The following is a 23429-nucleotide window of genomic DNA, read 5'->3' as shown; positions in this document are numbered from 1 at the left end:
ATTCACTACGTTAGCCGATTCCCTCGGCAACTCATAATCGAGTGCTGCGGGCTTGAATTAGGGCATGCCTAATTCGCCCCCGCTGAGGGGATGTCGTAGGTAGTGGGTTGGCCGCTCTCGGCTGCTGGCTGATCGCCGTAACCGGTTCAAGCGGCTCGGGCTACATTACGGACCGCCCAGGAGCGAGTCAAGTTGAGCGCCCGCGGGGGACGTGGGCCCGATAGGGGCTGACAGTCGGGTCGTTGGCGATCCAGAAGCGCCAGGGATGGACACCGCCGTCTCCGGCGACGCCGGTGCGGGGACCGTTCAGTACCTGGTCAGGGCTTACGGGGGTGCCGGTCAGGACTGTCAGGGCCGGGTCGTCGAGGGCGCAGGCGTCCGTGCCGTCGAGGGCCCGATCGACGTCCAGGGCCGTGGCCAGGCGTGCGGGCCCTTTGGCCAGTTCCTTGTCGTTTCGGGCCGAGAGTCGACGTTTGCGGGCGAGCTCGGCGCCCTCGGTGATCTCGCCGGCGCGCAGCAGGACCGCGCTCGCGCGGCCCTCCGGACCGCACACGAGGTTCATGCAGTGCCACATGCCGTAGGTGAAGTAGACGTACACGTGGCCGGGCGGACCGAACATCACGCCGTTGCGGGCGGTGCGACCGCGATAGGCGTGCGAGCCGGGGTCGTTGGCCCCGTCGTAGGCCTCGACCTCCGTGAGGCGGAGTTCGATCGGACCGTCCGGGGTTACCCGCACGAGGACGCGACCCAGGAGGTCGGGTGCGACCTCCAGGACGGGGCGGTCGAAGAACTCCCGGGCGAGGGGCGTACGGTCGGGGATCGCGATCATGGCGTACGAGCGTAGTCCAGACGGGTGCGGGCCGACGGGTGGCGAGGGGGCGTCCTCCTTGGAAGGGTGGGGCGCGGAACCGGTCGCCGTCGGTCTGCGTTTGTAGGGATCAAGGATCCACGCCACGCAGCGCGATCCACACCACACAGAACACAGAGCCACACAGATACACAGGCGTTGCCTGACGGGAGGAACAGACATGGGGTTCAAGCGGCTGCTCGCGAGCCTGGGGGCCGGTGGCGCTTCGGTCGAGACGGTGCTGACCGAGGTCAATGTCGTGCCGGGTGGCGTCGTCCAGGGTGAGGTGCGGATTCAGGGCGGCTCCGTGGACCAGCAGATCGAGGCGCTGTCCGTCGGTCTGCAGGCCAAGGTCGAGGTCGAGGGTCAGGACGCGGAGTACAAGCAGGACATCGAGTTCACGAAGCAGCGGCTCGGTGGGGCCTTCGAGCTGAAGGCCGAGGCGGTGCACGTGGTGCCGTTCGGGCTGGAGATTCCGTGGGAGACGCCGGTCACCACGATCCAGGGGCAGACGCTGCCGGGGATGAACATCGGTGTGACGACCGAGCTGGAGATCGCGCGTGCGGTGGACTCCGGTGACCTGGACCCGATCAACGTGCATCCGCTGCCGGCGCAGCAGGCGATCCTGGACGCCTTTGTCCAGCTGGGCTTCCGTTTCAAGAACGCGGACCTGGAGCGCGGTCACATCCGCGGTACGCGGCAGAAGCTGCCGTTCTACCAGGAGATCGAGTTCTTCCCGCCGCAGCAGTACCACGGGCTGAACCAGGTCGAGTTGAGTTTCGTCGCCGACGAGCGCGAGATGGACGTCGTACTGGAGATGGACAAGAAGCCGGGTCTGTTCAGCGAGGGCAGCGACTCGTTCCGTGCGTTCAAGGTGGGGCTGCAGGACTACCAGGGCACCGATTGGGCGGCGTATCTGAACCAGTGGCTGTCGGAAGTCGGTAGCAAGCGCAGCTGGTTCTAGGCTCTGAGCACAGTCACCCCCAGATCCACAGGAGGTATCGAGGTGACCCAGCCGAAGAGGCCGCCGCTCCCCCATGATTTCCATCCGGTCGTGCCGTCGTTCACGGTCACGAGCGAGGACGTCGAGCCGGGGGCGACGCTCAAGGACGCCCAGGTCTACGCGGGCGGCAACACCTCGCCGCAGCTGCGCTGGGAGGGCTTCCCGGCCGAGACCAAGAGCTTCGCCGTGACGTGCTACGACCCGGACGCCCCTACCGGGAGCGGATTCTGGCACTGGGTCCTGTTCGACATTCCGGTCTCGGTGACGGAGCTGCCGGCGGGTGCGGGCTCGGGGAAGTTCGAGGGGCTGCCCGAGGGCGTGGTCCAGGTGCGCAACGACTACGGGACGAAGGACTTCGGTGGTGCCGCGCCGCCGCCCGGGGATCCGGCGCACCGGTATGTGTTCACGGTCTACTCCGTGGATCAGGAGAAGCTCGGCCCGGATTCGGATGCTTCGCCCGCCGTGGTCGGATTCAATCTGCGATTCCACACACTTGCGCGTGCTCAACTCATCGGAGAGTACGCGGCGGTAGCGGAAAAGTAACGAAGCCGGACGTTCATTGAACGTTTGCCCGTCTCTGGTCTTGGAAGTGATCAGAGGCGGGCATTTTTTATTGCGTTGTCCATCTCGGCGTGCCCGGCCAGAGTTGATCCAAGCCCGCCGGGGGGTGGGCTGGTGCACAGGAGGTGGGCTGGAGTGCGGGACACGCTGGTACTGAACGCGAGCTTCGAGCCGCTGTCGACGGTGACGCTCAACAGAGCCGTCGTTCTGGTGCTGCAGGACAAGGCCGTCGTCGAGCAGACCCACCCCGAACTGCGCATGCGCGGAGCCGCGGTCGATATACCGGCGCCCCGGGTGATCAGGCTCTGCAGGTACGTGAGGGTGCCGTTCCGAAGACAAGCACCGTGGTCGAGGCGGGGTGTCCTGGTACGGGACAGGCACAGGTGCGCGTACTGCGGCAGGCGGGCGACGACCGTCGACCATGTGGTGCCGCGGTCGCGGGGTGGTGGTGACACCTGGCTGAACACGGTGGCTTCGTGCGCCGAGGACAACCACCGTAAGGCTGACCGGACTCCGGAGCAGGCGGGGATGCCGCTGCTGCGGCAGCCGTTCGAGCCGACGCCGGCGGATGCGATGTTGCTGGCGCTGGGGCAGGATGACCTCGATGCGCTGCCAGGGTGGCTATCGCAGTCAGCCGCGTAGCGCTCCGCGTGAGCGGCGTTGCGTGAGCGGCGTTGCGTGAGCGCCGTTGCGTGAGCGCCGTTGCGTGAGCGGCGTTGCGTGAGCGCCGTTGAGGATGCTGCGGGCTGCGGGTCCGTTGTGGCTTGTCGCGCAGTTCCCCGCGCCCCTAAAAGCGTCTGGGCCCGCCTTCCTTGCGAAGAGCGGGCCCATTGTCGTGTTCAGTCGATGGCCGGCTTTTCGCGGCGCTCGCTACTGCCGTCGGTCGGCTTGGGGATGGTTGGGCCGCCGCCCATGGCGCCGAAGTTGCCCATGGCGCCGGAGAGGCCCTTGAGGGCGTCGCCGATTTCGCTGGGGACGATCCAGAGCTTGTTGGCGTCGCCCTCGGCGATCTTCGGGAGCATCTGGAGGTACTGGTAGGAGAGGAGCTTCTGGTCGGGGTCGCCCGCGTGGATGGCCTCGAAGACCGTACGCACGGCCTGGGCCTCGCCCTCGGCGCGCAGGGCGGCGGCCTTGGCCTCACCCTCGGCGCGGAGGATCTGGGACTGCTTCTCACCCTCGGCGGTGAGGATGGCGGCCTGGCGCGTACCTTCGGCGGTGAGGATCGCGGCGCGCTTGTCACGGTCGGCACGCATCTGCTTCTCCATCGAGTCCTGGATGGAGGTGGGCGGCTCGATCGCCTTGAGCTCGACGCGGTTGACGCGGATGCCCCACTTGCCGGTGGCCTCGTCGAGGACGCCGCGCAGGGCCGCGTTGATCTCCTCGCGGGAGGTCAGGGTCCGCTCCAGGTCCATGCCACCGATGATGTTGCGGAGCGTGGTGACGGTGAGCTGCTCGATCGCCTGGATGTAGCTGGCGACCTCGTAGGTGGCGGCGCGGGCGTCGGTCACCTGGTAGTAGATGACCGTGTCGATGTTCACGACCAGGTTGTCCTGGGTGATCACCGGCTGGGGTGGGAACGGCACGACCTGTTCGCGGAGGTCGATGCGGTTGCGGATCGAGTCGATGAACGGGACGACGATGTTGAGTCCCGCGTTGAGCGTGCGTGTGTAGCGGCCGAACCGCTCGACGATGGCCGCGCTGGCCTGTGGGATGACCTGGATGGTCTTGATCAAGGCGATGAAGACCAACACCACCAGAATGATCAAGACGATGATGATCGGTTCCATCGTTCGCTCCCCGTGCCCTTCTCCGCCGTGGCGCTTCCGGAAGATCTTATGCTGTTTGCCTGTTGAAGATGCGTCACATGACGATCGCCGTGGCTCCCTCGATCTCCACGACGTCGACTTCCTGACCCACCTCGTAGGCCTGTCCGGTGTCGAGGGCGCGGGCCGACCAGACTTCGCCGCCCAGCTTGATACGACCGCCGTTGCCGTCGACGCGTTCCAGGACGACGGCGTGTTTGCCCTTCAACGCGTCGACGCCGGTGGCGAGTTGGGGCCGCTGGGCTCTGTGCCGGGCCGCGATGGGCCGTACGACGGCGATGAGCGCGACGGAGACCACGGCGAAGACGACCACTTGGAGTACGACACCACCGCCCAGCCCCGCGGTCGCGGCACCGGCGACGGCGCCCAGGGCGAGCATGCCCAACTCGGGCATCGCGGTCACGACGAGGGCGATCCCGAGCCCGGCCGCGCCGATCAGCCACCACACCCATGCGTCGATGCTGTCCACGTGACCAATGGTAGGTCCGCGACCGGCCCGCCGACAGGGCGCACGAGGGCAAAGATCACGTATGAGGGTCGCCAAGTCGGGTGTGCCCCGGCCGGGTTGTGGATCCGGGGCGTCCGATTGGCGGAAGGGCGGGAGAAGTTGGAGGTCAGGTGAGGGGCAGACCGCGGGCGGTCCAGCGCTCGTCGACCTGCTCGACGACGAGCGGGAGGCCGAAGCAGAGGGAGAGGTTGCGGGAGGTGAGCTCCAGTTCCAGCGGGCCCGCGGTGAGAACCTTGCCCTGGCGGATCATCAGGACATGGGTGAAGCCCGGGGGGATCTCCTCGACATGGTGCGTGACCATGATCATGGAGGGGGCGATGGGGTCACGGGCAAGGCGGCCGAGACGGCGTACGAGGTCCTCGCGACCGCCGAGGTCGAGGCCGGCGGCGGGCTCGTCGAGGAGGAGCAGCTCCGGGTCGACCATCAGAGCGCGCGCGATCAGGGTGCGCTTGCGCTCGCCCTCGGAGAGGGTGCCGAACTTGCGGTCGACGTACTCGGTCATGCCGAGGCGGTCGAGGAAGGCGTGGGCGCGCTGCTCGTCGATCTCGTCGTAGTCCTCGTTCCAGGTGGCCGTCATGCCGTACGCGGCGGTCAGCACGGTCTGCAGGACGGTCTGGCGCTTGGGGAGCTTCTCCGCCATGGCGATGCCGGCCATGCCGATGCGGGGGCGCAGCTCGAAGACGTCGACCTTGCCGAGGGTGTCGCCGAGGATCGTGGCGGTGCCGCTGCTCGGGAACAGGTAGCTGGACGCGACATTCAGGAGGGTGGTCTTGCCGGCGCCGTTCGGGCCGAGGATGGCCCAGCGCTCGCCCTCCTTGACCGACCAGGAGACCTGGTCCACGAGGGCCCGGCCCTCGCGGACCACGGATACGTCCTCCAGCTCCAGAACATCGCTCATGAGCGCGCTGTCTCCCCTTGCAGTGTCGGCCTGTCTCGGCTGTCGGGTACGCCTGTGGTTGGAGCCACCGCCGGGTGGGCGCAGCCCTCAAGGAAATCTACGCCACCGGTCGGGCCGTCCATTCCATCGGTCGGTCCTTAGGGTGGGGGCATGCTCTCGGAACCACGTTCAGGACGCCTTGCCTCATGGGGAAATGCCCTTCTTGCCGGACTTGTCTCGCCGGATGACGCGGTGCTGGCCGTCGTCGGGGAGGACGCCGTGCACCGGGTGGAGGGGTTGCCCGGGGAGTCGGGGCCCGTCGGGCTGACGCTCGCGCTCGGGCGGTTGCGGGCGCTCGGGGTGACCGGGTTGCGGGTGGCGTTGCCCGCGCCGGGGCATCCGCTGGGGCTCAGTGGGCCGCCTGAGTTCAACAAGCGGGCGCTGGCGGCGGAGGAGGCCGTGATCTGCCACGGGGGTGCGCTGGGGCTGGTGCCGGAGGTGTACTCGGTCGGGCCCGCCGGTGATGAGCACGTCGAGGTCGTCTGGCACTGCCTGGAGGTACGGGAGGCTCCGCCCGCCGATGTGCCGTCGCTCGGGGAGGCCGAGCGGGAGCTGGCCGAGGCCTTGCGGGAGGCTACGGCGGTGTTGTCGCGGTTGGATGTGGCGGCGTCCGGGCCGGTGGCGGAGGCGGCGATCGACGCGTATCGGGCGCGGGCCGAGCGGGGGCGGGAGGTGTTGGCGCCCGGGTATCCGCCGCGGGCGGTGCGGGTGCTGGAGTTGGCTCAGCGGGTGGGGTTGTTGATCTCTGTGGCGTACGAGAGCGGGGACGGGGGTGCGGTGAGCGCGTCCGAGGTGGCGGCTCGGGCGGTGGCACTGCGGCCGGTGGAGCGGACGGCTCGGCGGGCGCAGGTGGCGGCGTACAACTCCGTTGTGGAGGAGCGGGAGCGGGGGCGCTAGCGCTGGCTTGGGCGGGGTGCGGTGAACCCTTGTTGTGCTGTTGCCCGGCGGCTGGGGCTGGGCGGGGGTGGGCTGCGCAACTCGGCGCTACGAGGTGCCGCTGCGCCCGCCCGCCCCCACTCTCGGCTTCTCCCCCACTCTCGGCTGCGCTCGAGCGGGGGGACCCCCATGAGCGGGGGGGACCCTCATGAGCGGGGGGACCCTCATCGCCCCAGCGGCACGACTGCCCGCAGCCAGGACGACGGGAGTGGGCAGCCGACCCGACGGCACGATCGCCCTCAGCTACGTATGGAAAACCTGACCGGCCTTCCAGGAGTTCCTGGAAGGCCGGTGGTCACTGGCTGCGTGGGGCGGGGTGTCAGTGGTTGACGCCCAGGTTGCCGAAGGCCGGGTTCAGGATGCCGACGACGTTCACGCTGTTGCCGACCACGTTCGTGGCGATGTCGACCGGGGCCTGGATGACGTTGCCCGAGATGACGCCCGGCGAGCCCACCGCCTTGCCGCCCGCGTGCGCCCCGCCGTCGGTGGCGGAGGCCATGCCGGCACCGGCGGCGACCAGGCCACCGGCCACCATCGTGACAGCAGCGGCCTTCTTCAGGTTCTTCACTTTCCGAGCCCTTCCTTGCGATCACTGCGGCGGTCGCACGCAGCACGCACTGAAGAACGGCCGGGATCCCCCAGGGATGCGCCATTCGGGGGACATACACACGACGGTATGAATCTCAGACCGGAGTGGGACCTTTCGAATTGACGGACAATCGGCCCGTCATCCGGTCACACCATGACGTACCGCCCACAGAGCCGCCTGGGTCCGGTCCGCCAGGTCCAGCTTCATGAGGATGTTGGAGACGTGGGTCTTGACCGTCTTCTCGGAGAGGACCAGCGCGCGGGCTATCTCGCGGTTGGAGCGGCCGTCGGCGATCAGGCCGAGCACCTCGCGCTCCCGTTCGGTGAGCGAACCTCCTCTGCCCTGGCCGGAGTTGGCCTCCTCCTGGGAGAGGAGCGCGTCGGCGACCTCCGGTTGGAGCAGGATGTGTCCGGCGTGCACCGAGCGGATGGCGCCGGCGAGCGCGTCGGGGTCGACGTCCTTGTAGACGTATCCGGCGGCGCCTGCGCGCAGGGCCGGGACGACCGTGCGCTGTTCGGTGAAGCTGGTGACGATGAGGACGCGCGCGGGGTTGTCGAGCTCGCGGAGCTTGCGGAGGGCCTCGACGCCGTCCATGCCGGGCATCTTGACGTCCATGAGGACGACATCGGGCCTCAGCTCCTCGGCGCGGGCGACTCCCTCGGCGCCGTCGGCGGCCTCTCCCACGACCTCGATGTCGTCCTGCACCTCAAGGAAGGTGCGCAGGCCGCGGCGGACCACTTGGTGGTCGTCGACGAGCAGCACCTTGATTGCGTCAGCCACCGGGGACCTCCATCTCGATCGTGGTGCCCTTTCCGGGCGCCGATTCCACCGTCAGCCGGCCACCCACCCCGCTGGCCCGGTCCCGCATGGAGACCAGTCCGAGGTGGCGGCCCGCGCGGCGTATCGTCTGCGGGTCGAAGCCGCTGCCGTCGTCCGCGACCCGCAGGACCGCGCCCTTGCCATGCCGGTCGAGAGTGACGTCGACGTGCTCGGCTCCCGAGTGCCGCAGAGCGTTGTGCAGGGCCTCCTGGGCGACGCGCAGCATGGCCTCCTCCTGGGCGGCGGGCAGTGCGCGGACACCGCGTCCGACGAAGGTGACGTGGGCGCTGTGGGCGCGGTCCAGGACGTGGACCTGGGTGCGCAGGGTGGCGACCAGGCCGTCCTCGTCGAGGCCTGCGGGGCGCAACTCGACGACGGCGGCGCGCAGTTCGTCCGCGGCCTCGGCGGCGAGCGCGGCGACCTGCTGGAGTTCGCCCTTGGCGCGCGAGGGGTCGCGGTCGACGAGCGCGGCGGCGGCCTGGGCGGTCAGGCGCAGGGAGAAGAGCTTCTGGCTGACGGCGTCGTGGAGTTCGTGGGCGAGCCGGGAGCGCTCCTCGGCGATGGTGAGCTCGCGGCTGCGCTCGTAGAGGCGGGCGTTGGTGAGGGCGATCGCGGCGTGCTGGGCGAGGATCGACAGCAGTTCCTCGTCCTCCTCGGTGAAGCCGCAGCCCCCCTCGGGCTTGGGGCAGCGTTTGTTGGCGAGGAAGAGGGCGCCGATGACCTGGTCGCCGTCGCGGATGGGCAGGCCCAGGAAGTCGGCCAGGTCGGGGTGGGCACTCGGCCAGCCCTCGAAGCGGGGGTCCTCGCGGACGTCGGCCAGGCGCTCCGGGGTGGCCTCGTGGAGCATCGCGGCGAGGATGCCGTGCTGGCGCGGGAGGGGGCCGATGGCCTTCCACTGGGCGTCGCTGACGCCGTCGACGACGAACTGGGCGAAGCCGCCGTGGTCGTCGGGGACGCCCAGCGCGGCGTACTCCGCGTCGAGCAGCTCACGGGCGGAGGCGACGATCGTCTTGAGGACGTCGCGCACCTCCAGGTGTCTGCTCATGGCCAGCAGCGCGGAACTCACCGCCGCGAGGCCTGACCGGGGACCTTGACTCATGACCTCACCGTACCGGCGGGGTCCGACAACGCGGATCGGGCCGCTGACGGCCTTGGCCGGGTCCTGGGACGTAGGTCCGAGACCTAGGACAGGCCTGGGCCAGACCTAGGACCGGCGGCCCGTCCGGTGACCTAGGGCAAAGGGCCCCGGCGCTTTGCGGCCCGCGTACGAGGCGGCGGGGGCGGTGCCGTTCCTACGTTGTGGTCACCGCCGATGGAGTCGGCGGCCGAGGACGAGGGGACGGATGTCATGCCGGTAGCGATCATCACGGGGGCGTCGAAAGGACTGGGGCGGGCGCTCGGCGCGGCTCTCGCCGAGCGAGGGTGGGACCTGGTGCTCGACGCCCGAACCGCGGAGGTCCTGAAGGAGACGGCGAAGGAGCTCTCGGCGTGCGGGACGCGCGTCGAGGCGGTGCCGGGGGACGTCACGGACGCGGGGCACCGGGCCGAGCTGGTGGCGGCGGCCCGGGCGCTGGGCGGGGTGGACCTCCTGGTGAACAACGCGAGCGCGCTGGGCGCCGAGCCGCTCGTACGGCTGGAGGGGCTGGCGCTGGACGGGCTGCGGCGGGCCCTGGAGGTCAATGTGGTCGCGGCGCTGGGGCTGATCCAGGAGGCGCTGCCGCTGTTGCGGGCCTCGGGGGCGGGAGCGGTGCTCGACGTCAGTTCGGACGCGGGGGCCGAGGCGTACGAGACCTGGGGTGGTTACGGGGCCTCGAAGGCGGCGCTCGACCAGCTGTCGGCGGTGCTGGCCGAGGAGGAGCCGGGGCTCAGGGTGTGGGCGGTCGACCCCGGTGACATGGGCACGGACCTGTACGCGGCGGCCGTACCGGAGGACGACGATCCGCGGCCGAGCCCGGAGAGTGTGGTCCCGGCCTTTCTGCGGCTGATCGAGGGGCGGCCGGCCAGTGGCCGTTACGGGGCGCCGTCGCTGCTGGAGGCGCGATGACGACGGCGACGGTGCGGGTTCCGGAGGAGTTGCACGCGCGCGTGCCCGCTGAGCAGCGCGGGCCCGGGTTGGAGCGGGATTCCGTACGGCTGCTGGTTTCGCGCGGTACGGAGGTGTCGCACCACGCGTTCGCGGAGTTGCCGAGGCTGTTGCGGGCGGGTGACCTGCTCGTCGTCAACACCTCGCCGACGCTGGCGGCTGCGGTGGACGGGGCGATCGGGCACGCGCGTGTGGTGGTGCATTTCTCCACGCGGGGCGATGACGGGCGGTGGGCGGTCGAGCTGCGGGATCCGGATGGGAGGGGCACCACACGCGCGCTTATATGGAGCAGTGCGCGAAGCACTCGTTGGAAGGGTGGTGGCGGGAGACGGGCGGGAGGGCCCGCGGGGGCAGAGGTGCGGCTGCCGGGTGGCGTGCGGCTGGTTCTGGAGGAGCCGCTGAGCGAGCGGGGCGGGCGGCTGTGGTGGGCGCGTGTGTCCTCGTCGGCTGTCGCCGGGATGCTCCGGGAGCACGGGCGGCCCATCCGTTACTCCTATACGGCGCGGGATCAGCCGCTGTCCGTGTATCAGACGGTGTTCGCGCTGCCGTCGGACGACGGTGCGGGGAGTGCGGAGATGCCGAGTGCCGCGCGGCCGTTCACGGCGCGGCTGGTGGCGGAGCTGGTGAGCCGGGGTGTGCGGTTCGCGCCGGTCACGCTGCACACCGGGGTCGCGTCGGCGGAGGTGCACGAGCCGCCGTATCCGGAGCGGTTCGTGGTGCCGGAGGCTTCGGCGCGGCTGATCAACGCGACGAGGGCGGGCCAGCAAAGGGCGCGAAGCGCTTCCTTGGAAGGGCGGTGGCGGGAGACGGGCGGGCGGGTCATAGCGGTGGGTACGACGGCGGTGCGGGCCGTGGAGTCCGCCGGTGGGCCCGACGGCGTCGTACGGGCCCGTGCGGGGTGGACCGATCTGGTGGTCACGCCGGAGCGCGGGGTGCGGGTGGTCGACGGGCTGGTGACCGGGCTGCACGAGCCGGAGGCCTCGCATCTGCTGATGCTGGAGGCGATCGCGGGGCGGGCGGCGATCGACCGCGCGTACGACGAGGCGATCGCGGGGCTCTACCTGTGGCACGAGTTCGGGGATGTGCACCTCATTCTCCCGGCGGAGGTGCCCCACACAGAGCATTGCGACAGCAACTGCCCGTGAGCTCGCCGTGCGGCCGATGTGAGCCCTCCCATAGGGCGCACATCACGTACGAAGCCCTTTAGGAGAGAGATAAGGGCGGTTTGAGCGGGAAAGACGGGCTGATCTGTCCTATTTTGCCGCTTACGCCTCAACTATCCGGGATAGTACGTCACACCTTTGCCACGGAATTTTGCGGCCGCTAAGAATGGCTGTCGTCGCTCGGCGCCGTGGGTTCCCCCGCGGCGTTTGTGCTGGAAGAGCAGTGTCCCCACCCGGCACCAGAGCGACCTCCGCGCTATTCGAAGAGGTCCATCACTTATGCCCAAGAACGCCAGCACCCGCCGTCTCAGTCTCGCGCTCACCAAGACCCACAAGCTCTCGTTCGCCGGAGTGGCCGCCATCGGCGCCGCCGCCCTCTCGTTCTCGCTGGTGCCGGCCGAGGCTCAGAGCGCCACGAAGACGGTGTCCGCGGCGCCGGTGGCGTTCAGCCAGGATTCCGCGCAGGTCGTGACGGCGAGCGTCGCCGACCAGGTGACCGACGCCAAGCGGAAGGCCGCCGAGGCCGCGGCGAAGAAGAAGGCCGAGCAGGAGCGCGCGAAGAAGGAGGCCGCGAGCCGGGCCGCGGAGCGCGCCAAGATCGCCAAGAAGGCCGAGGCGGCCAAGAAGGCCAAGGCCGCCGCCGCGAAGACGTACCCGAACAACCTCGACGGCTGGATCCGCGAGGCGCTCGACATCATGAAGAAGCACAAGATTCCGGGCACCTACAACGGCCTGCACAAGAACATCATGCGGGAGTCCTCGGGCAACCCGAACGCGATCAACAACTGGGACATCAACGCCAAGAACGGCGTCCCGTCGATCGGTCTGCTCCAGGTCATCAAGCCGACCTTCGACGCGTACCACGTCCCGGGCACGGCCTGGAGTCAGTACGACCCGGTCGCCAACCTCACGGCCGCCGCGAACTACGCCGCCGACCGCTACGGCTCGATCGACAACGTCAACAGCGCGTACTGAGGCCTGCGCGGACCTCTGAGACGCCATCCGCTAGAGACGCGAAAGGGCGGCACCCGATGCGGGTGCCGCCCTTCGCATGTCAGAGCCCGTGGGACTACTTCCGCATGACCTCCGGCTCGTGGCGGCGCAGGAAGCGGGCCACGAGGACACCGCAGATCACGCCGATCACGATGAGGGCGATCATGTCGAGGCTGTAGGCGCCGACCGTGTGGTCCCACAGCGGGTCGGTGTCGCCCTTCTCCTTCGGCGGGCTGATGTTGTTGAAGTCCAGCGTGGCGCCCGCGGCGGCGACCGCCCAGCGCGACGGCATCAGGTACGAGAACTCGTTGACGCCGGGGCTGCCGTACAGGGCGAACAGGCAGCCGGTGAACACGACCTGGATGATCGAGAACATCACCAGCAGCGGCATGGTCTTCTCGGCGGTCTTCACCAGCGAGGAGATGACCAGGCCGAACATCATCGAGGTGAAGCCGAGACCCATGATCGGAATGGAGAGTTCGAGCATGACGGCGAACTTGCCGTCGCCGAAGATCAGGGCCTCGTCCGGGATGGTCCGGCTGGAGAAGCCGATCGCGCCGACCATGGCGCCCTGGAACACGGTGACCGCGCCGAGGACGATGACCTTGGACATCAGGTACGCCGAGCGCGACAGGCCGGTCGCCCGCTCCCGCTCGTAGATCACCCGTTCCTTGATCAGCTCACGGACGGAGTTGGCGGCACCGGCGAAGCAGGCGCCGACCGCGAGGATCAGCAGCACCGTGGTGGCCGTGCCGTTCGGGATGGGCATGCCCGTCGCCGGATTCAACTTCCTGACCAGCAGGTCCTTTTCCGGGTCGATGAGCAGGCTGACCGCGCCGAGCACGGCCGGCAGGATCACCGTCAGCGCCAGGAAGCCCTTGTCGGAGACGATCACCGCGACATAGCGGCGGATCAGCGTCATCAGCTGCGAGCCCCAGCTCTGCGGCTTCGGCGGGCGCATCGACTGCGGCGGCGGCATGTGCACCGACTGCGGGGCGACGGCGTCGATGTCCGCGGCGTACATCTGGTAGTGCTGCGAGCCCTTCCAGCGGCCCGCCCAGTCGTAGTCGCGGTAGTTCTCGAAGGCGGAGAAGACGTCGGCCCAGGTCTCGTAGCCGAAGAAGTTCAGGGCCTCCTCGGGCGGACCGAAATACGCCACCGAACCGCCCGGCGCCATCACCAGCAGCTTGTCGCAGATGGCCAGCTCGGCCACGGAGTGGGTGACCACCAGGACCGTACGGCCGTCGTCGGCGAGGCCACGCAGCAGCTGCATGACGTCGCGGTCCATGCCCGGGTCGAGACCGGAGGTCGGCTCGTCCAGGAAGATCAGCGACGGCTTGGTCAGCAGCTCCAGGGCGACCGAGACGCGCTTGCGCTGGCCGCCGGACAGGGAGGTGACCTTCTTGTCCTTGTGGATGTCGAGCTTGAGCTCGCGCAGCACCTCGTCGATCCGGGCCTCGCGCTCGGCGGCCGTGGTGTCCGCGGGGAAGCGGAGCTTGGCCGCGTAGGTGAGGGCCTTCTTGACCGACAGCTCCTTGTGGAGGATGTCGTCCTGCGGGACCAGACCGATGCGCTGCCGCAGCTCGGCGAACTGCTTGTACAGGTTCCGGTTGTCGTAGAGGACGTCGCCCTGGTCGGCGGGGCGGTAGCCCGTGAGCGCCTTCAGCAGGGTGGACTTGCCGGAGCCGGAGGGGCCGATGACCGCGATGAGCGACTTCTCCGGGACGCCGAAGGAGACGTCCTTCAGGATCTGCTTGCCGCCGTCGACGGTGACCGTCAAGTGGCGTGCGGAGAAGGAGACATCACCGGTGTCGACGAACTCTTCGAGGTGGTCGCCGACGATGCGGAACGTCGAGTGGCCGACGCCGACGATGTCGTTCGGGCCGAGAAGTGCCGTGCCGCCCTTGGCGATCGGCATACCGTTGACGAACGTGCCGTTGTGCGAGCCGAGGTCGCGGATCTCGAAGCGCCCGTCGGGCGTCGCGTGGAACTCGGCGTGGTTGCGCGAGACCTGGAGGTCGGAGACGACCAGGTCGTTCTCCAGCGCACGACCGATGCGCATCACGCGGCCGAGGGCCAGCTGGTGGAATGTGGTCGGGCTGCGGTCACCGTAGACCGGCGGCGCCCCCGCGCCACCACCGGGGCCCTGCTGCGGGAAGCCCTGCTGATGCGGGACTTGGGCCTGCTGCGGTTGTTGCCAGCCGGCCTGCGGCGCCTGCTGCTGCGGGGCCTGTTGAGCGGCGTATCCGGCGCTCGCGCCCTGGGCCGCGTACGGCTGCTGCTGCGGCTGCGCGGCGGCGCCGGACAGGCTGAGTCTCGGCCCGTCGGTCGCGTTGCCGAGGTGCACGGCCGAGCCGGGGCCGATCTCCAACTGGTGGATCCGCTGGCCCTGCACGAAGGTGCCGTTGGTGCTGCCGTGGTCCTCGATCACCCAACTACGGCCGCTGAAGCTGATCGTGGCGTGACGCCAGGACACCCTGGCGTCGTCGAACACGATGTCCCCCTGCGGATCACGTCCGAGGGTGTATGCCCTGGACGGATCGAGCGTCCAGGTTTGTCCGTTCAATTCCAGTACGAGTTCCGGCACTCCATGCCCCACTGAGTTGTCCCCCGAATTACCCCCATCACAGGGAGTCTAGGGATGTCGAACATCGGGGGGAACTATTTCAGGCTCGGCCCCCTGACCGAAAGTCGGGCCTTGTGAAGAGTACGTACGGGGGCTTTGCCCGGTCCCGTTGACGGGGGTGAAACCGGACCGGAGAGTGGTAATCCCACGCGAGGGGGACATCAGCGGTGCAACGCCGCGATGCGGATCGGGGGGTCCGACCATGAGCAAACAGAACGTTGGCCATGGCATCGGTCATGGCAGGAGCGTGCCGTGGGGGGAGGTCCTGTTCTCCGCGATCGCCGCCGTGAGCTGGGCGTTGATCGGGATGGCGGGTACGGCGGCGCTCGGTCTGCATCTGCTGGAAGCCGACTCGGCGGGCGAACTGGGGCCCATGACGGCGGCGGTTGTGGCCCTCGGGGCGGGTGGGTCGGTGACACCGTCCGGGGATGTGTCCGTCTTTGGCCTGGAAGGGGCCCAGACGACGACCGCCATCGAGATCACGCCACTGGGTGTGAGCCTGGTGGGGGCGCTCCTGTTGTCGTGGTTCTTCCTGCGGTCCCTGCGGGGAGCGGGAGTTGTCGTCTCCTCGGCCGAACTCCTTGTGCGCGCGGGCATGGTGGTCGGGCTCTTCGTGGCGCTGATGGGCGGGCTGGCATGGGCCGGACACTCGGTCATCACCCTCGACGGGAGCGAGCTGGGCCTCGATGAGCTGCCGGGGGGCGAGGACCTGGGCGGTATAGAGATCCCCGGGCTCGGCGATGTCGGGGACATCGGGGGCGGCCTGCTGCCGGACCGGCTCGGAGACCTCGCCGACGCGAACGCCGAGGTGGGCTTCACCGTCGACACCGCGCCCACTCTGCTCGGCGGCCTGCTCTGGTGCGTCGGCGTGCTGCTCATCGCCCTGCTGGCCTCGCGCCGCACTCCCCTGCCGCGCGGTTTCGAAGCCGTGCACCGGGTGGTACGGCCGGCCGTGTCCGCGCTGGTCACTGTGCTGTTGGTGGCGGTTCTGGCCGGGCTCGCGGCGGCGGCCTACGCGGCGTCCGGCGACCCCCACCCCAAGCGCATCGCGGGCGCGGCTCTGCTGGGAGCGCCCAACGGTGTCTGGCTGGGCGTCCCCATCGGCCTGTTCGTCCCCTGGGACGGCAAGGCCACCGGCGCCCTCGCCTCCGTGCTGCCCGACCCCCTCGACGAGCTGCTGCGCGTCAACGCCGACGAGCCCGTCACCCTCGGCCGTCTCGCCGAACTCGACGGCCGAGTCTGGCTGTTGGGGGTCGCGGCCGCTCTGATGATGTTGTACGCGGGGGTGTTGACCGCCGTGCGTACGCCTTTCGTACGGGAATCCGCTGCCGCCGCTGCGGGGGGTGCGGGCGGTGCGGATGTACGGGGCGGGGGTGCGCTCGGGTTCGCCGGGCGCTGCGCACTTCGGCTCGGGGTCGCCACGGCGGTGGCACTGCCGGTGCTTGTCCTGGCGACGGAGGTGTCGGTGGACGCCTCGCTGGCCGTGTTCGGCATCGACGCGTTCGACGCGGGCATCGAGTTGCGCGGGCAGACGGCGATGGCGTTGGTGCTGGGTGTGTTGTGGGGTGCGGGTGCGGGGGGCGCCGGGGCGTTGCTGGCCTGCGCGACGGGGGCGGCGGGGCGGCGGGCGGCGCCGTTGGCCTGGGGGGACACGGGGGCCGCGGGGGCCGCGGGGGCCGTGGAGTCGTATGCGGCGGGCTCCGGGTCGGGGCCGTATACGCCGGGGACGCCTTATCGGCCGCCGAACCCGGACACGAATCCGTATCTGCGGCTGCCGGAGGGGTTGCGCAAGCCTGGGGAGAGTCGGGGGCCTCGGGAGTCGCGGGAGCATGGCGGGCCCCCGCGGCCCGGGGGGTCTCGCGGATCCTGGGGTCCGCGGGAGGACGGACGGGGGGCGGCCGGGCGGGCCGGGGAGCAGGGGCCTGCGGACATGTACGGCGTGCCCACGGCGGACAGGCCGTTCCCGCCGCCTCGGCGGCCGGGGCAGCGGCCGGGATCAGGGTCAGGCTCGGGGTCGGGTACCTGGCCGGCGCCGCCACCGCCACCGCCACCGCCACCGCCGGGCGATACGCCTCCGCCGGGTGATACGCCTCCGCCGTCTTCTCCGCCGCCCCCGCCCCGTAGGGGTTGAGGCACATGGAGAGGTGTGTTTTCCGGAGGCGCTCCGGGGCGTCGCGCGTGGTCCGGGTGCGCTTCAGACGCTGGTAACCCAGAGTTCTCCGTCCGCTGGGCGGACCTCAGGGGCAAAAGGCATGAGGCGCCGGATACGGTGGGAGCATCATGAGCGCTTCGCAGACCTCCTCTGACACGCCCACTCTCCTCGTCAAGATCTTCGGCAAGGACCGGCCGGGCATCACCGCCGGACTGTTCGACACCTTGGCCACGTACTCCGTCAACGTGGTCGACATCGAGCAGGTCGTCACCCGTGGCCGAATGGTGCTGTGCGCGCTCGTGACCCCGCCGCCCGCCGGGCAGGAGGGCGACCTGCGGGCGACCGTCCACAGCTGGGCGGACTCGATGAAGATGCAGGCGGAGATCATCTCCGGCCTGGGCGACAACCGGCCGCGCGGCCTCGGCCGCTCGCACGTCACCGTGCTCGGTCACCCGCTGACCGCCGAGTCCACGGCCCGGATCGCCGCGCGGATCACCGCGACAGGCGGCAACATCGACCGTATCTTCCGGCTCGCGAAGTACCCGGTGACGGCGGTGGAGTTCGCCGTGTCCGGTACGGAGCCGGAAACGCTGCGGACCGCGCTGGTGACCGAGTCGGTGGCGCTGGGCGTGGACGTGGCCGTGGTGGCGGCGGGGCTGCACCGGCGGGCGCAGCGGCTGGTGGTCATGGACGTCGACTCGACGCTCATCCAGGACGAGGTGATCGAGCTCTTCGCCGCGCACGCCGGGTGCGAGAAGGAGGTCGCCGAGGTGACGGCCGCCGCGATGCGCGGGGAGCTGGACTTCGAGCAGTCCCTGCACGCGCGCGTGGCGCTGCTGGAGGGCCTCGACGCCTCGGTGGTGGACAAGGTGCGCAGTGAGGTGCGGCTCACTCCGGGGGCGCGCACGCTGATCCGTACGCTGAAGCGGCTCGGCTTCCAAGTGGGTGTCGTCTCGGGCGGTTTCACCCAGGTCACGGACGACCTCAAGGAGCGGCTGGGGCTGGACTTCGCACAGGCCAACACACTGGAGATCGTCGACGGCAAGCTCACGGGCAAGGTCGTCGGCGAGATCGTGGACCGTGCGGGCAAGGCGCGGCTGCTGCGCCGCTTCGCCGCCGAGGCGGGTGTGCCGCTGGCGCAGACCGTGGCGATCGGCGACGGCGCCAACGACCTCGACATGCTGAACGCGGCCGGTCTGGGCGTCGCCTTCAACGCCAAGCCGGTCGTCCGGGAGGCCGCGCACACCGCGGTGAACTTCCCCTTTCTCGACACCGTGCTCTATCTGCTCGGGGTCACGCGGGAAGAGGTGGAGGCGGCGGACACGCACGACGAGCAGTGACCGCGAGCGTCGCCTACGAGTGAAGGCCCGGCACCGTGTGGGTGCCGGGCCTTGGTCGTGCCGTGGGCGGCGGTGGGGCAACTGGCCGGGCTACCTGGCCGGGCTGCCCGGATTACATGGCTGGGGTCACTCCGTGGGCGCCCAGTAGTCGAGCAGCGTGCCCACGCCCGGCTCCAGGCTCTTCCAGGAGCCCTCGAAGGAGAGCACCGCGAAGGCGGCGGCCGGGAAGTCACGCCGGCTCATCCGCTCGCGGGTGTCGCCCTCGGCGTGGCCGGCGAGGATGTCGGCGAGGGCCTGCACACCGGGGTTGTGGCCGATCAGGACGACATTCTGCGCGTCGTCCGAGGTTTCGTTGAGCAGGGCGATCAGCTCGCCGGGTGAGGCCTCGTAGATCCGCTCCTCGTAGACCGTTTTCGGCCGCTCGGCGAGCTCGTGAACGGCCAGCTTCCAGGTCTCGCGGGTCCTGACGGCGGTGGAGCAGAGGGCAAGGTCGAAGGGGATGCCGGAGTCGGCCAGCTTGCGCCCGGCGACGGCGGCGTCCATACGGCCCCGGTCGGCGAGCGGGCGCTCGTGGTCGGACACCTGTGGCCAGTCGGCCTTCGCATGCCGGAAGAGGACAATCCTGCGGGGTTCTGCGACGCTCATGCGTCCCAGCTTCGCACGAAACAGGCCATGGGGCGCAGGTAGTTGAAGTGCGGATACTTGAGACCGCTACACGTGCTAGGCCCTGTCGTCAAACTCCCGTCTGCCGCGCGACGCCATGCATGCTCTCTCGCCGCACCGGGCGAAAGCCCAAGTACATCCAACGAGGGCTTCCGCCCGGCACGCCGAGAGCACGCGCCTAACGCCGCGTGGCCGCCCTTCGGGCGACGACGGGAGGTTGACGACAGGACCTAGCGAGGGCTGGGCCTGTCGTTCGGATCATGCCTCGGCCGCGCGTCATGGTGCGAGGGTCGGTAGTGCCTGCTGTATGCGCTCCAGGACGTGGGTGATCGCGGGGTCGGCGCTCGCCGCCGCCTGGGTGTCGGCGGGGTTGAGGATCAGCAGCAGGAGGGTGGCGAAGGCGAGGGTGGGCAGGGCGAGGGCCCACCAGGGGAGCCGGGCATCGACGACGCCGCCGCCCGTGGTCGCCGGGGTCGCCGGGTGGGGTCGGGTGTGCGTAGGGGCCGACATGCCGCCTCCGTGATCTTCTCGTGGTCGGTGGCCGCGTCCTCCGTGGGCCCTCGCGGGGCTCCTGCGGTCACACTTCGAAGCTACGGAATCCGGGCGCCGCGGCCCATCCGGTGATCCACCTACTTACCCCTGAGACTCGCCCCCTAGGGGATGCTGGGGGTAACCCCACCGTCGACCCGTTCGGGTGCGTGGTTTTTCGCCCCCGCCGCCCCTACCCGTCCCATCCCCCGGGGCTGCCGCCCCTTCGACCCCGCCGCCTTCCAGCTCGGTCCAGTCCGTATAGAGGCGGGTGTGGGTGGGGGCTGATCGCGCAGTTCCCCGCGCCCTCACCGGGGCGCAGCCCGAGCTGGGCGTTACGGGGCCGCGATCGCCGCGATGATGGCGATGACTACGAAGATGGCTAGGAACGAGCCGAAGACCAGGAGCATCTTCTTCTGGCCGTTCTGGGGATTCGGGTCGAGCACTGGCATGGGGCCAGTCTCCCACCCTCCCCCGGGGCGGAGCCGCCGGGGTGGGCCTCAGCGGGCTGCCTCGTCCTCCACCAGGCGGTCGCGGCCTGCCAGGACGCCCACCGCGATCTGCGGGATCATCAGGGCGGCCATGAGGGCGAGGGGCTGCCCCCAGCCGCCGCTGTGCTGGTAGAGGACGCCGACCAGGAGCGGTCCCGGGATCGAGATCAGGTAGCCGATGCTCTGTGCGAAGGCGGAGAGCTTGACGACGCCCGCGCCGGTCCTCGCCCGCATGCCGACCATGGCCAGCGCCAGCGGGAAGGCGCAGTTGGCGATGCCGAGCACCAGCGCCCACGCCCACGCTCCGCCCGCGGGAGCGATGTACAGGCCCGCGTACCCGATGAGCCCGCACACGCCCAGGAACACGACGATGGGGCCCTGGTGCGGCAGGCGCGTGGCGAACCGGGGGATCAGGAAGTACAGCGGCACGCCCACCGCCATCGTGACGGCGAGCAGCAGACCCGCCGTTCCGGCCGGGACGCCGGCGTCCCGGAAGATCTGGGGCATCCACCCCATCGTGATGTACGCGGCGGTCGCCTGGAGCCCGAAGAATACGGCGAGTGCCCAGGCCGTACGGCTCCGGGTGATACGCGGCCCGGAACCCTCCTCCCGCGCGGGCGCCTGCTCGCGCGCGGGCGCCTGCTCGCGCGCGGGCGCCTGCTCGCGCGCGGGTGCCTGTGCGGCCGGGCTCGCACCCCGATCCCGGACGAACGGAAGCCACGGCACCACGGCCGCCGCCGCGAGCGCCGACCACACGGCGAGGCCGGTCTGCCAACTCCCGCCCAGGGCCTCGGTCATGGGTACGGTGACGGCGGCCGCGGACGACATACCGACGGCGAGGGCCATGGAGTACAGGCCCGTCATGGAGCCCACCCGGTCCGGGAACCAGCGTTTGACGATGACCGGCAGCAGGACGTTGCTGACGGCGATGCCCATCAGGGCGAGGGCGCTCACGGCCAGGAAGCCCGCCGTGCCTCCGGCGTACGGGCGGATCAGCAGGCCGAGTGCGATCGCGGCCATGCCGGCGCAGACCACGGCGGCGGGGCCGAAGCGCCGGGCGAGCCGAGGGGCCGTGACGCCGAAGACGGCGAAGCAGAGCGGAGGCACGGAGGTGAGCAGTCCGGCGACGCTGCCGCTCATACCGAGCCCGGCGCGCACCTCTTCGAGGAGGGATCCGAGGCTGGTGATGGCCGGGCGGAGGCTGAGGGCCGTCAGAACGATGCCCGCGATCACCAGCCGCGGCGCCCATCGCGTCCTCCACGCGCGCGTGGACCGTGCTTCAGGTCGACTCGCTGCCGAGGTGCGTATGGACAGAGAGGTCGTCGGCCGGGTCTTCTCGCTCACCATAACGCCCATCATAGAATCATGGGATGATTACGCCATGCCTCTGAGTCATCCCCGTCGTTCGGCGCTGTCCGAGCAGGTCATCGCCGCGCTGCGGAACCAGATCACCTCGGGCGAGTGGCCGGTCGGCTCCCGCATCCCCACCGAGCCCGAGCTGGTCGAGCAGCTGGGCGTCGCCCGGAACACGGTCCGCGAGGCCGTTCGCGCGCTCGCGCACAACGGTCTGCTGGACATCCGCCAGGGCTCCGGTACGTACGTCGTCGCGACCAGCGAGCTGGCGGGCGTGATGCACCGTCGCTTCGCGGACGCCGATCCCCACCACATCGCCGAGCTGCGCTCCGCCCTGGAGTCCAGCGCCGCCAAGCTGGCCGCCCGGCGGCGCACCGAGAAGGACCTGAAGCAGCTGGACGCGCTTCTCGTACGCCGTGAGGAGGCGTGGGCGTCGGGCGACACGGAGGCCTTCGTGGCCGCCGACGCGACCTTCCACATGGCGGTGGTGGCCGCGTCCCACAACGACGTGGTGACGACCGTCTACGCGGACCTGGGCGAGGTTCTGCGGGACTGGCTGCGCGGCGACGTCGGCGATGAGCTGACCCCGGAGACGTATCTGGACCACGCCCGGCTCGTGGACGCGATCCGGGCGGGCGACGCGGAGACCGCCGCGGCGGAGGCGGCCGACTATCCGTTCCACTGCCGCCCGGAACGGGTCAGTCCGCCGCCTTCTGGTGGCTGAACCACACCGAGCGGACTTCCTTCCAGCAGCGCCCGGTCAGCCGTACCGTCTCCGCGGGTCCCGTCGCGACCGGAGCGCCGTCGCTGTCGATGTCCCACCACCGCTCGCACTCGATGTGCAGGCGTACGTGGTCGGGGTCCGCGTAGGGGTTGAAGCAGTATCCGACCACCTGGGAGCCGAGGACCCTGCTGCGGCAGGACGCCCCGAAGGGATCCGGCCGGTCGGCCTTCACACGTGCGTGGCCTTTCCCGGCCTCCACGCGTGCGTGCGGTGCCGCCTGATACGGGAAGGGCAGTACGAGAGCCAGGGCGACGACCACTGGGGCGAAGCTGCGGGACAGGCGCACAAGGGAGACCTCCTCGGCCGAGCGGCTGGGCGGTGTACGTCCAGCGTGCGCGGCACCCGGCCCGGGCGGCCCGTCGGATGAGCCGAACGGGTGACAGCAACGGCAGTTGGGGGCGCGCATCCGGATTCGGATGCGCGCCCCCAACTGGAGGTCATGCCCTCGGCGGCAGCGCTCACGCGCCGATCGCGTGCAGCCCGCCGTCGACGTGGATGATCTCACCGGTGGTCTTCGGGAACCAGTCGCTGAGCAGCGCGACGACACCGCGGCCGGCCGGCTCGGGGTCCTTGAGGTCCCACTCCAGGGGCGAACGGTTGTCCCACACGGCGGCCAGCTCACCGAAGCCCGGGATGGACTTGGCGGCCATGGAGGCGAGAGGGCCGGCGGAGACGAGGTTGCAGCGGATGTTCTGCTTGCCCAGGTCGCGGGCGATGTAACGGCTGGTGGCCTCCAGGGCGGCCTTGGCCGGGCCCATCCAGTCGTACTGCGGCCAGGCGAACTTCGCGTCGAAGGTGAGGCCGACGACGGAGCCGCCGTTCTGCATCAGCGGCAGGCAGGCCATGGTCAGCGACTTCAGGGAGTACGCCGAGACGTGCATGGCGGTGGCGACGGACTCGAACGGCGTGTTGAGGAAGTTGCCGCCGAGGGCGTCCTGCGGGGCGAAGCCGATGGAGTGGACGACGCCGTCGAGACCGCCGAGCTCCTCACCGACGATGTCCGCGAGCCGCCCGAGGTGCTCGTCATTGGTGACGTCGAGCTCGATGACCTTGGTGGGCTTGGGGAGCTTCTTGGCGATGCGCTCGGTCAGCGTGGGCCGCGGGAACGCGGTCAGGATGATCTCGGCGCCCTGCTCCTGGGCCAGCTTGGCGGTGTGGAAGGCGATGGAGGACTCCATCAGCACACCGGTGATCAGGACGCGCTTGCCCTCGAGAATTCCGCTCATGGTG

Annotated in this window: 23 protein-coding genes and 1 pseudogene; 10 read left to right on the top strand and 14 right to left on the bottom strand. The window is 70.1% G+C overall.

What is annotated here, in order from left to right:
- Window positions 1-187 precede the first annotated feature (187 nt).
- Window positions 188-829, bottom strand: a complete 642-nt coding sequence (locus CES90_RS26265; protein WP_189783801.1) for a DNA-3-methyladenine glycosylase — start codon at window positions 827-829, stop codon at window positions 188-190.
- Between the two features lie 199 nt (window positions 830-1028).
- Here CES90_RS26265 and CES90_RS26260 point away from each other — a divergent pair, with 199 nt between their 5' ends.
- From CES90_RS26260 to CES90_RS26250, 3 genes are all read left to right on the top strand, one after another.
- Window positions 1029-1811, top strand: coding sequence for a sporulation protein (locus CES90_RS26260; protein ID WP_189783800.1), 783 nt, complete (start codon window positions 1029-1031; stop codon window positions 1809-1811).
- A 42-nt stretch (window positions 1812-1853) separates the two neighbouring features.
- Window positions 1854-2393 carry a YbhB/YbcL family Raf kinase inhibitor-like protein gene (locus CES90_RS26255; RefSeq protein WP_189783799.1) on the top strand — a complete coding sequence of 180 codons (540 nt, stop codon included), beginning with the start codon at window positions 1854-1856 and terminating at the stop codon, window positions 2391-2393.
- A 153-nt stretch (window positions 2394-2546) separates the two neighbouring features.
- Entirely contained in the window at window positions 2547-3053 is a 507-nt protein-coding gene (locus tag CES90_RS26250; RefSeq protein WP_189783798.1) for an HNH endonuclease, read from the top strand.
- A 197-nt stretch (window positions 3054-3250) separates the two neighbouring features.
- On the opposite strand, the gene CES90_RS26245 is transcribed toward CES90_RS26250, so the two are convergent.
- The 3 genes and pseudogenes from CES90_RS26245 to CES90_RS26235 all read right to left on the bottom strand — a co-directional run.
- Window positions 3251-4198, bottom strand: coding sequence for an SPFH domain-containing protein (locus tag CES90_RS26245; RefSeq protein ID WP_189783797.1), 948 nt, complete (start codon window positions 4196-4198; stop codon window positions 3251-3253).
- 73 nt (window positions 4199-4271) lie between these two features.
- The gene (locus CES90_RS26240; protein ID WP_149824285.1) at window positions 4272-4703 is read right to left on the bottom strand and encodes an NfeD family protein; all 432 of its coding nucleotides are present in this window, start codon (window positions 4701-4703) and stop codon (window positions 4272-4274) included.
- Between the two features lie 412 nt (window positions 4704-5115).
- Window positions 5116-5640, bottom strand: a pseudogene (locus CES90_RS26235) (ABC transporter ATP-binding protein); the annotation flags it as partial.
- Between the two features lie 150 nt (window positions 5641-5790).
- Between CES90_RS26235 and CES90_RS26230 the strand changes: the two are divergent.
- The gene (locus CES90_RS26230) at window positions 5791-6576 is read left to right on the top strand and encodes a hypothetical protein (RefSeq protein WP_189783795.1); all 786 of its coding nucleotides are present in this window, start codon (window positions 5791-5793) and stop codon (window positions 6574-6576) included.
- Between the two features lie 358 nt (window positions 6577-6934).
- Here the strand turns inward: CES90_RS26230 and chpE are convergent, their stop codons facing one another.
- The 3 genes from chpE to CES90_RS26215 all read right to left on the bottom strand — a co-directional run bounded on the left by chpE (window position 6935) and on the right by CES90_RS26215 (window position 9122).
- Window positions 6935-7183 (bottom strand): chaplin ChpE, encoded by a 249-nt coding sequence (chpE, locus tag CES90_RS26225; RefSeq protein WP_189783794.1) that lies wholly within the window; start codon window positions 7181-7183, stop codon window positions 6935-6937.
- 159 nt (window positions 7184-7342) lie between these two features.
- A complete protein-coding gene (locus CES90_RS26220) occupies window positions 7343-7984 on the bottom strand; it encodes a response regulator (RefSeq protein ID WP_093788510.1) in 642 nt (213 codons plus the stop codon).
- Entirely contained in the window at window positions 7977-9122 is a 1146-nt protein-coding gene (locus tag CES90_RS26215) for a GAF domain-containing sensor histidine kinase (RefSeq protein WP_189783793.1), read from the bottom strand. The genes CES90_RS26220 and CES90_RS26215 overlap by 8 nt, the downstream gene beginning before the upstream one ends.
- Window positions 9123-9371: 249 nt before the next feature.
- Between CES90_RS26215 and CES90_RS26210 the strand changes: the two genes are divergently transcribed.
- From CES90_RS26210 to CES90_RS26200, 3 genes are all read left to right on the top strand, one after another.
- On the top strand, window positions 9372-10067 hold the full coding sequence (locus tag CES90_RS26210) for an SDR family NAD(P)-dependent oxidoreductase (protein WP_189783792.1): 696 nt from the start codon (window positions 9372-9374) through the stop codon (window positions 10065-10067).
- A complete protein-coding gene (locus CES90_RS26205; protein ID WP_189783791.1) occupies window positions 10064-11251 on the top strand; it encodes an S-adenosylmethionine:tRNA ribosyltransferase-isomerase in 1188 nt (395 codons plus the stop codon). The genes CES90_RS26210 and CES90_RS26205 overlap by 4 nt, the downstream gene beginning before the upstream one ends.
- 297 nt (window positions 11252-11548) lie before the next feature.
- The gene (locus tag CES90_RS26200) at window positions 11549-12244 is read left to right on the top strand and encodes a transglycosylase SLT domain-containing protein (protein WP_189783790.1); all 696 of its coding nucleotides are present in this window, start codon (window positions 11549-11551) and stop codon (window positions 12242-12244) included.
- A gap of 94 nt (window positions 12245-12338) precedes the next feature.
- Here the strand turns inward: CES90_RS26200 and CES90_RS26195 are convergent, their stop codons facing one another.
- Complete coding sequence (locus CES90_RS26195) at window positions 12339-14849, bottom strand: ABC transporter ATP-binding protein/permease (RefSeq protein WP_189783789.1); 2511 nt, start codon at window positions 14847-14849, stop codon at window positions 12339-12341.
- Between the two features lie 241 nt (window positions 14850-15090).
- Between CES90_RS26195 and CES90_RS26190 the strand changes: the two genes are divergently transcribed.
- Both CES90_RS26190 and serB read left to right on the top strand, forming a co-directional pair.
- A complete protein-coding gene (locus tag CES90_RS26190; RefSeq protein WP_189783788.1) occupies window positions 15091-17019 on the top strand; it encodes a streptophobe family protein in 1929 nt (642 codons plus the stop codon).
- Window positions 17020-17168: 149 nt separating this feature from the next.
- The gene (gene serB, locus CES90_RS26185) at window positions 17169-18380 is read left to right on the top strand and encodes a phosphoserine phosphatase SerB (protein WP_189783787.1); all 1212 of its coding nucleotides are present in this window, start codon (window positions 17169-17171) and stop codon (window positions 18378-18380) included.
- Between the two features lie 126 nt (window positions 18381-18506).
- Here serB and CES90_RS26180 read toward each other — a convergent pair whose 3' ends face one another.
- The 4 genes from CES90_RS26180 to CES90_RS26170 form a co-directional block, all read right to left on the bottom strand.
- Window positions 18507-19025 (bottom strand): SixA phosphatase family protein, encoded by a 519-nt coding sequence (locus tag CES90_RS26180; protein ID WP_189783786.1) that lies wholly within the window; start codon window positions 19023-19025, stop codon window positions 18507-18509.
- 294 nt (window positions 19026-19319) lie between these two features.
- Window positions 19320-19553, bottom strand: a complete 234-nt coding sequence (locus CES90_RS26175) for a hypothetical protein (RefSeq protein ID WP_189783785.1) — start codon at window positions 19551-19553, stop codon at window positions 19320-19322.
- A 353-nt stretch (window positions 19554-19906) separates the two neighbouring features.
- Window positions 19907-20023, bottom strand: a complete 117-nt coding sequence (locus tag CES90_RS51325; RefSeq protein WP_268257025.1) for an SGM_5486 family transporter-associated protein — start codon at window positions 20021-20023, stop codon at window positions 19907-19909.
- Between the two features lie 48 nt (window positions 20024-20071).
- Window positions 20072-21421, bottom strand: a complete 1350-nt coding sequence (locus CES90_RS26170) for a CynX/NimT family MFS transporter (RefSeq protein WP_189783784.1) — start codon at window positions 21419-21421, stop codon at window positions 20072-20074.
- Between the two features lie 22 nt (window positions 21422-21443).
- On the opposite strand from CES90_RS26170, the gene CES90_RS26165 reads away from it, so the two are divergent.
- The gene (locus CES90_RS26165) at window positions 21444-22139 is read left to right on the top strand and encodes a FadR/GntR family transcriptional regulator (RefSeq protein ID WP_189783783.1); all 696 of its coding nucleotides are present in this window, start codon (window positions 21444-21446) and stop codon (window positions 22137-22139) included.
- Here the strand turns inward: CES90_RS26165 and CES90_RS26160 are convergent.
- The gene (locus CES90_RS26160; protein WP_189783782.1) at window positions 22114-22485 is read right to left on the bottom strand and encodes a hypothetical protein; all 372 of its coding nucleotides are present in this window, start codon (window positions 22483-22485) and stop codon (window positions 22114-22116) included. The genes CES90_RS26165 and CES90_RS26160 overlap by 26 nt on opposite strands.
- A gap of 172 nt (window positions 22486-22657) precedes the next feature.
- Window positions 22658-23425, bottom strand: coding sequence for an enoyl-ACP reductase FabI (gene fabI, locus CES90_RS26155; protein WP_189783781.1), 768 nt, complete (start codon window positions 23423-23425; stop codon window positions 22658-22660).
- Window positions 23426-23429: the final 4 nt, after the last annotated feature.

It is taken from the genome of Streptomyces capitiformicae, assembly GCF_002214185.1.
Lineage (GTDB): Bacteria > Actinomycetota > Actinomycetes > Streptomycetales > Streptomycetaceae > Streptomyces > Streptomyces capitiformicae.
Note: the sequence above shows the minus strand (reverse complement) of the source record. Positions and strands in the feature narration are given on the sequence as shown.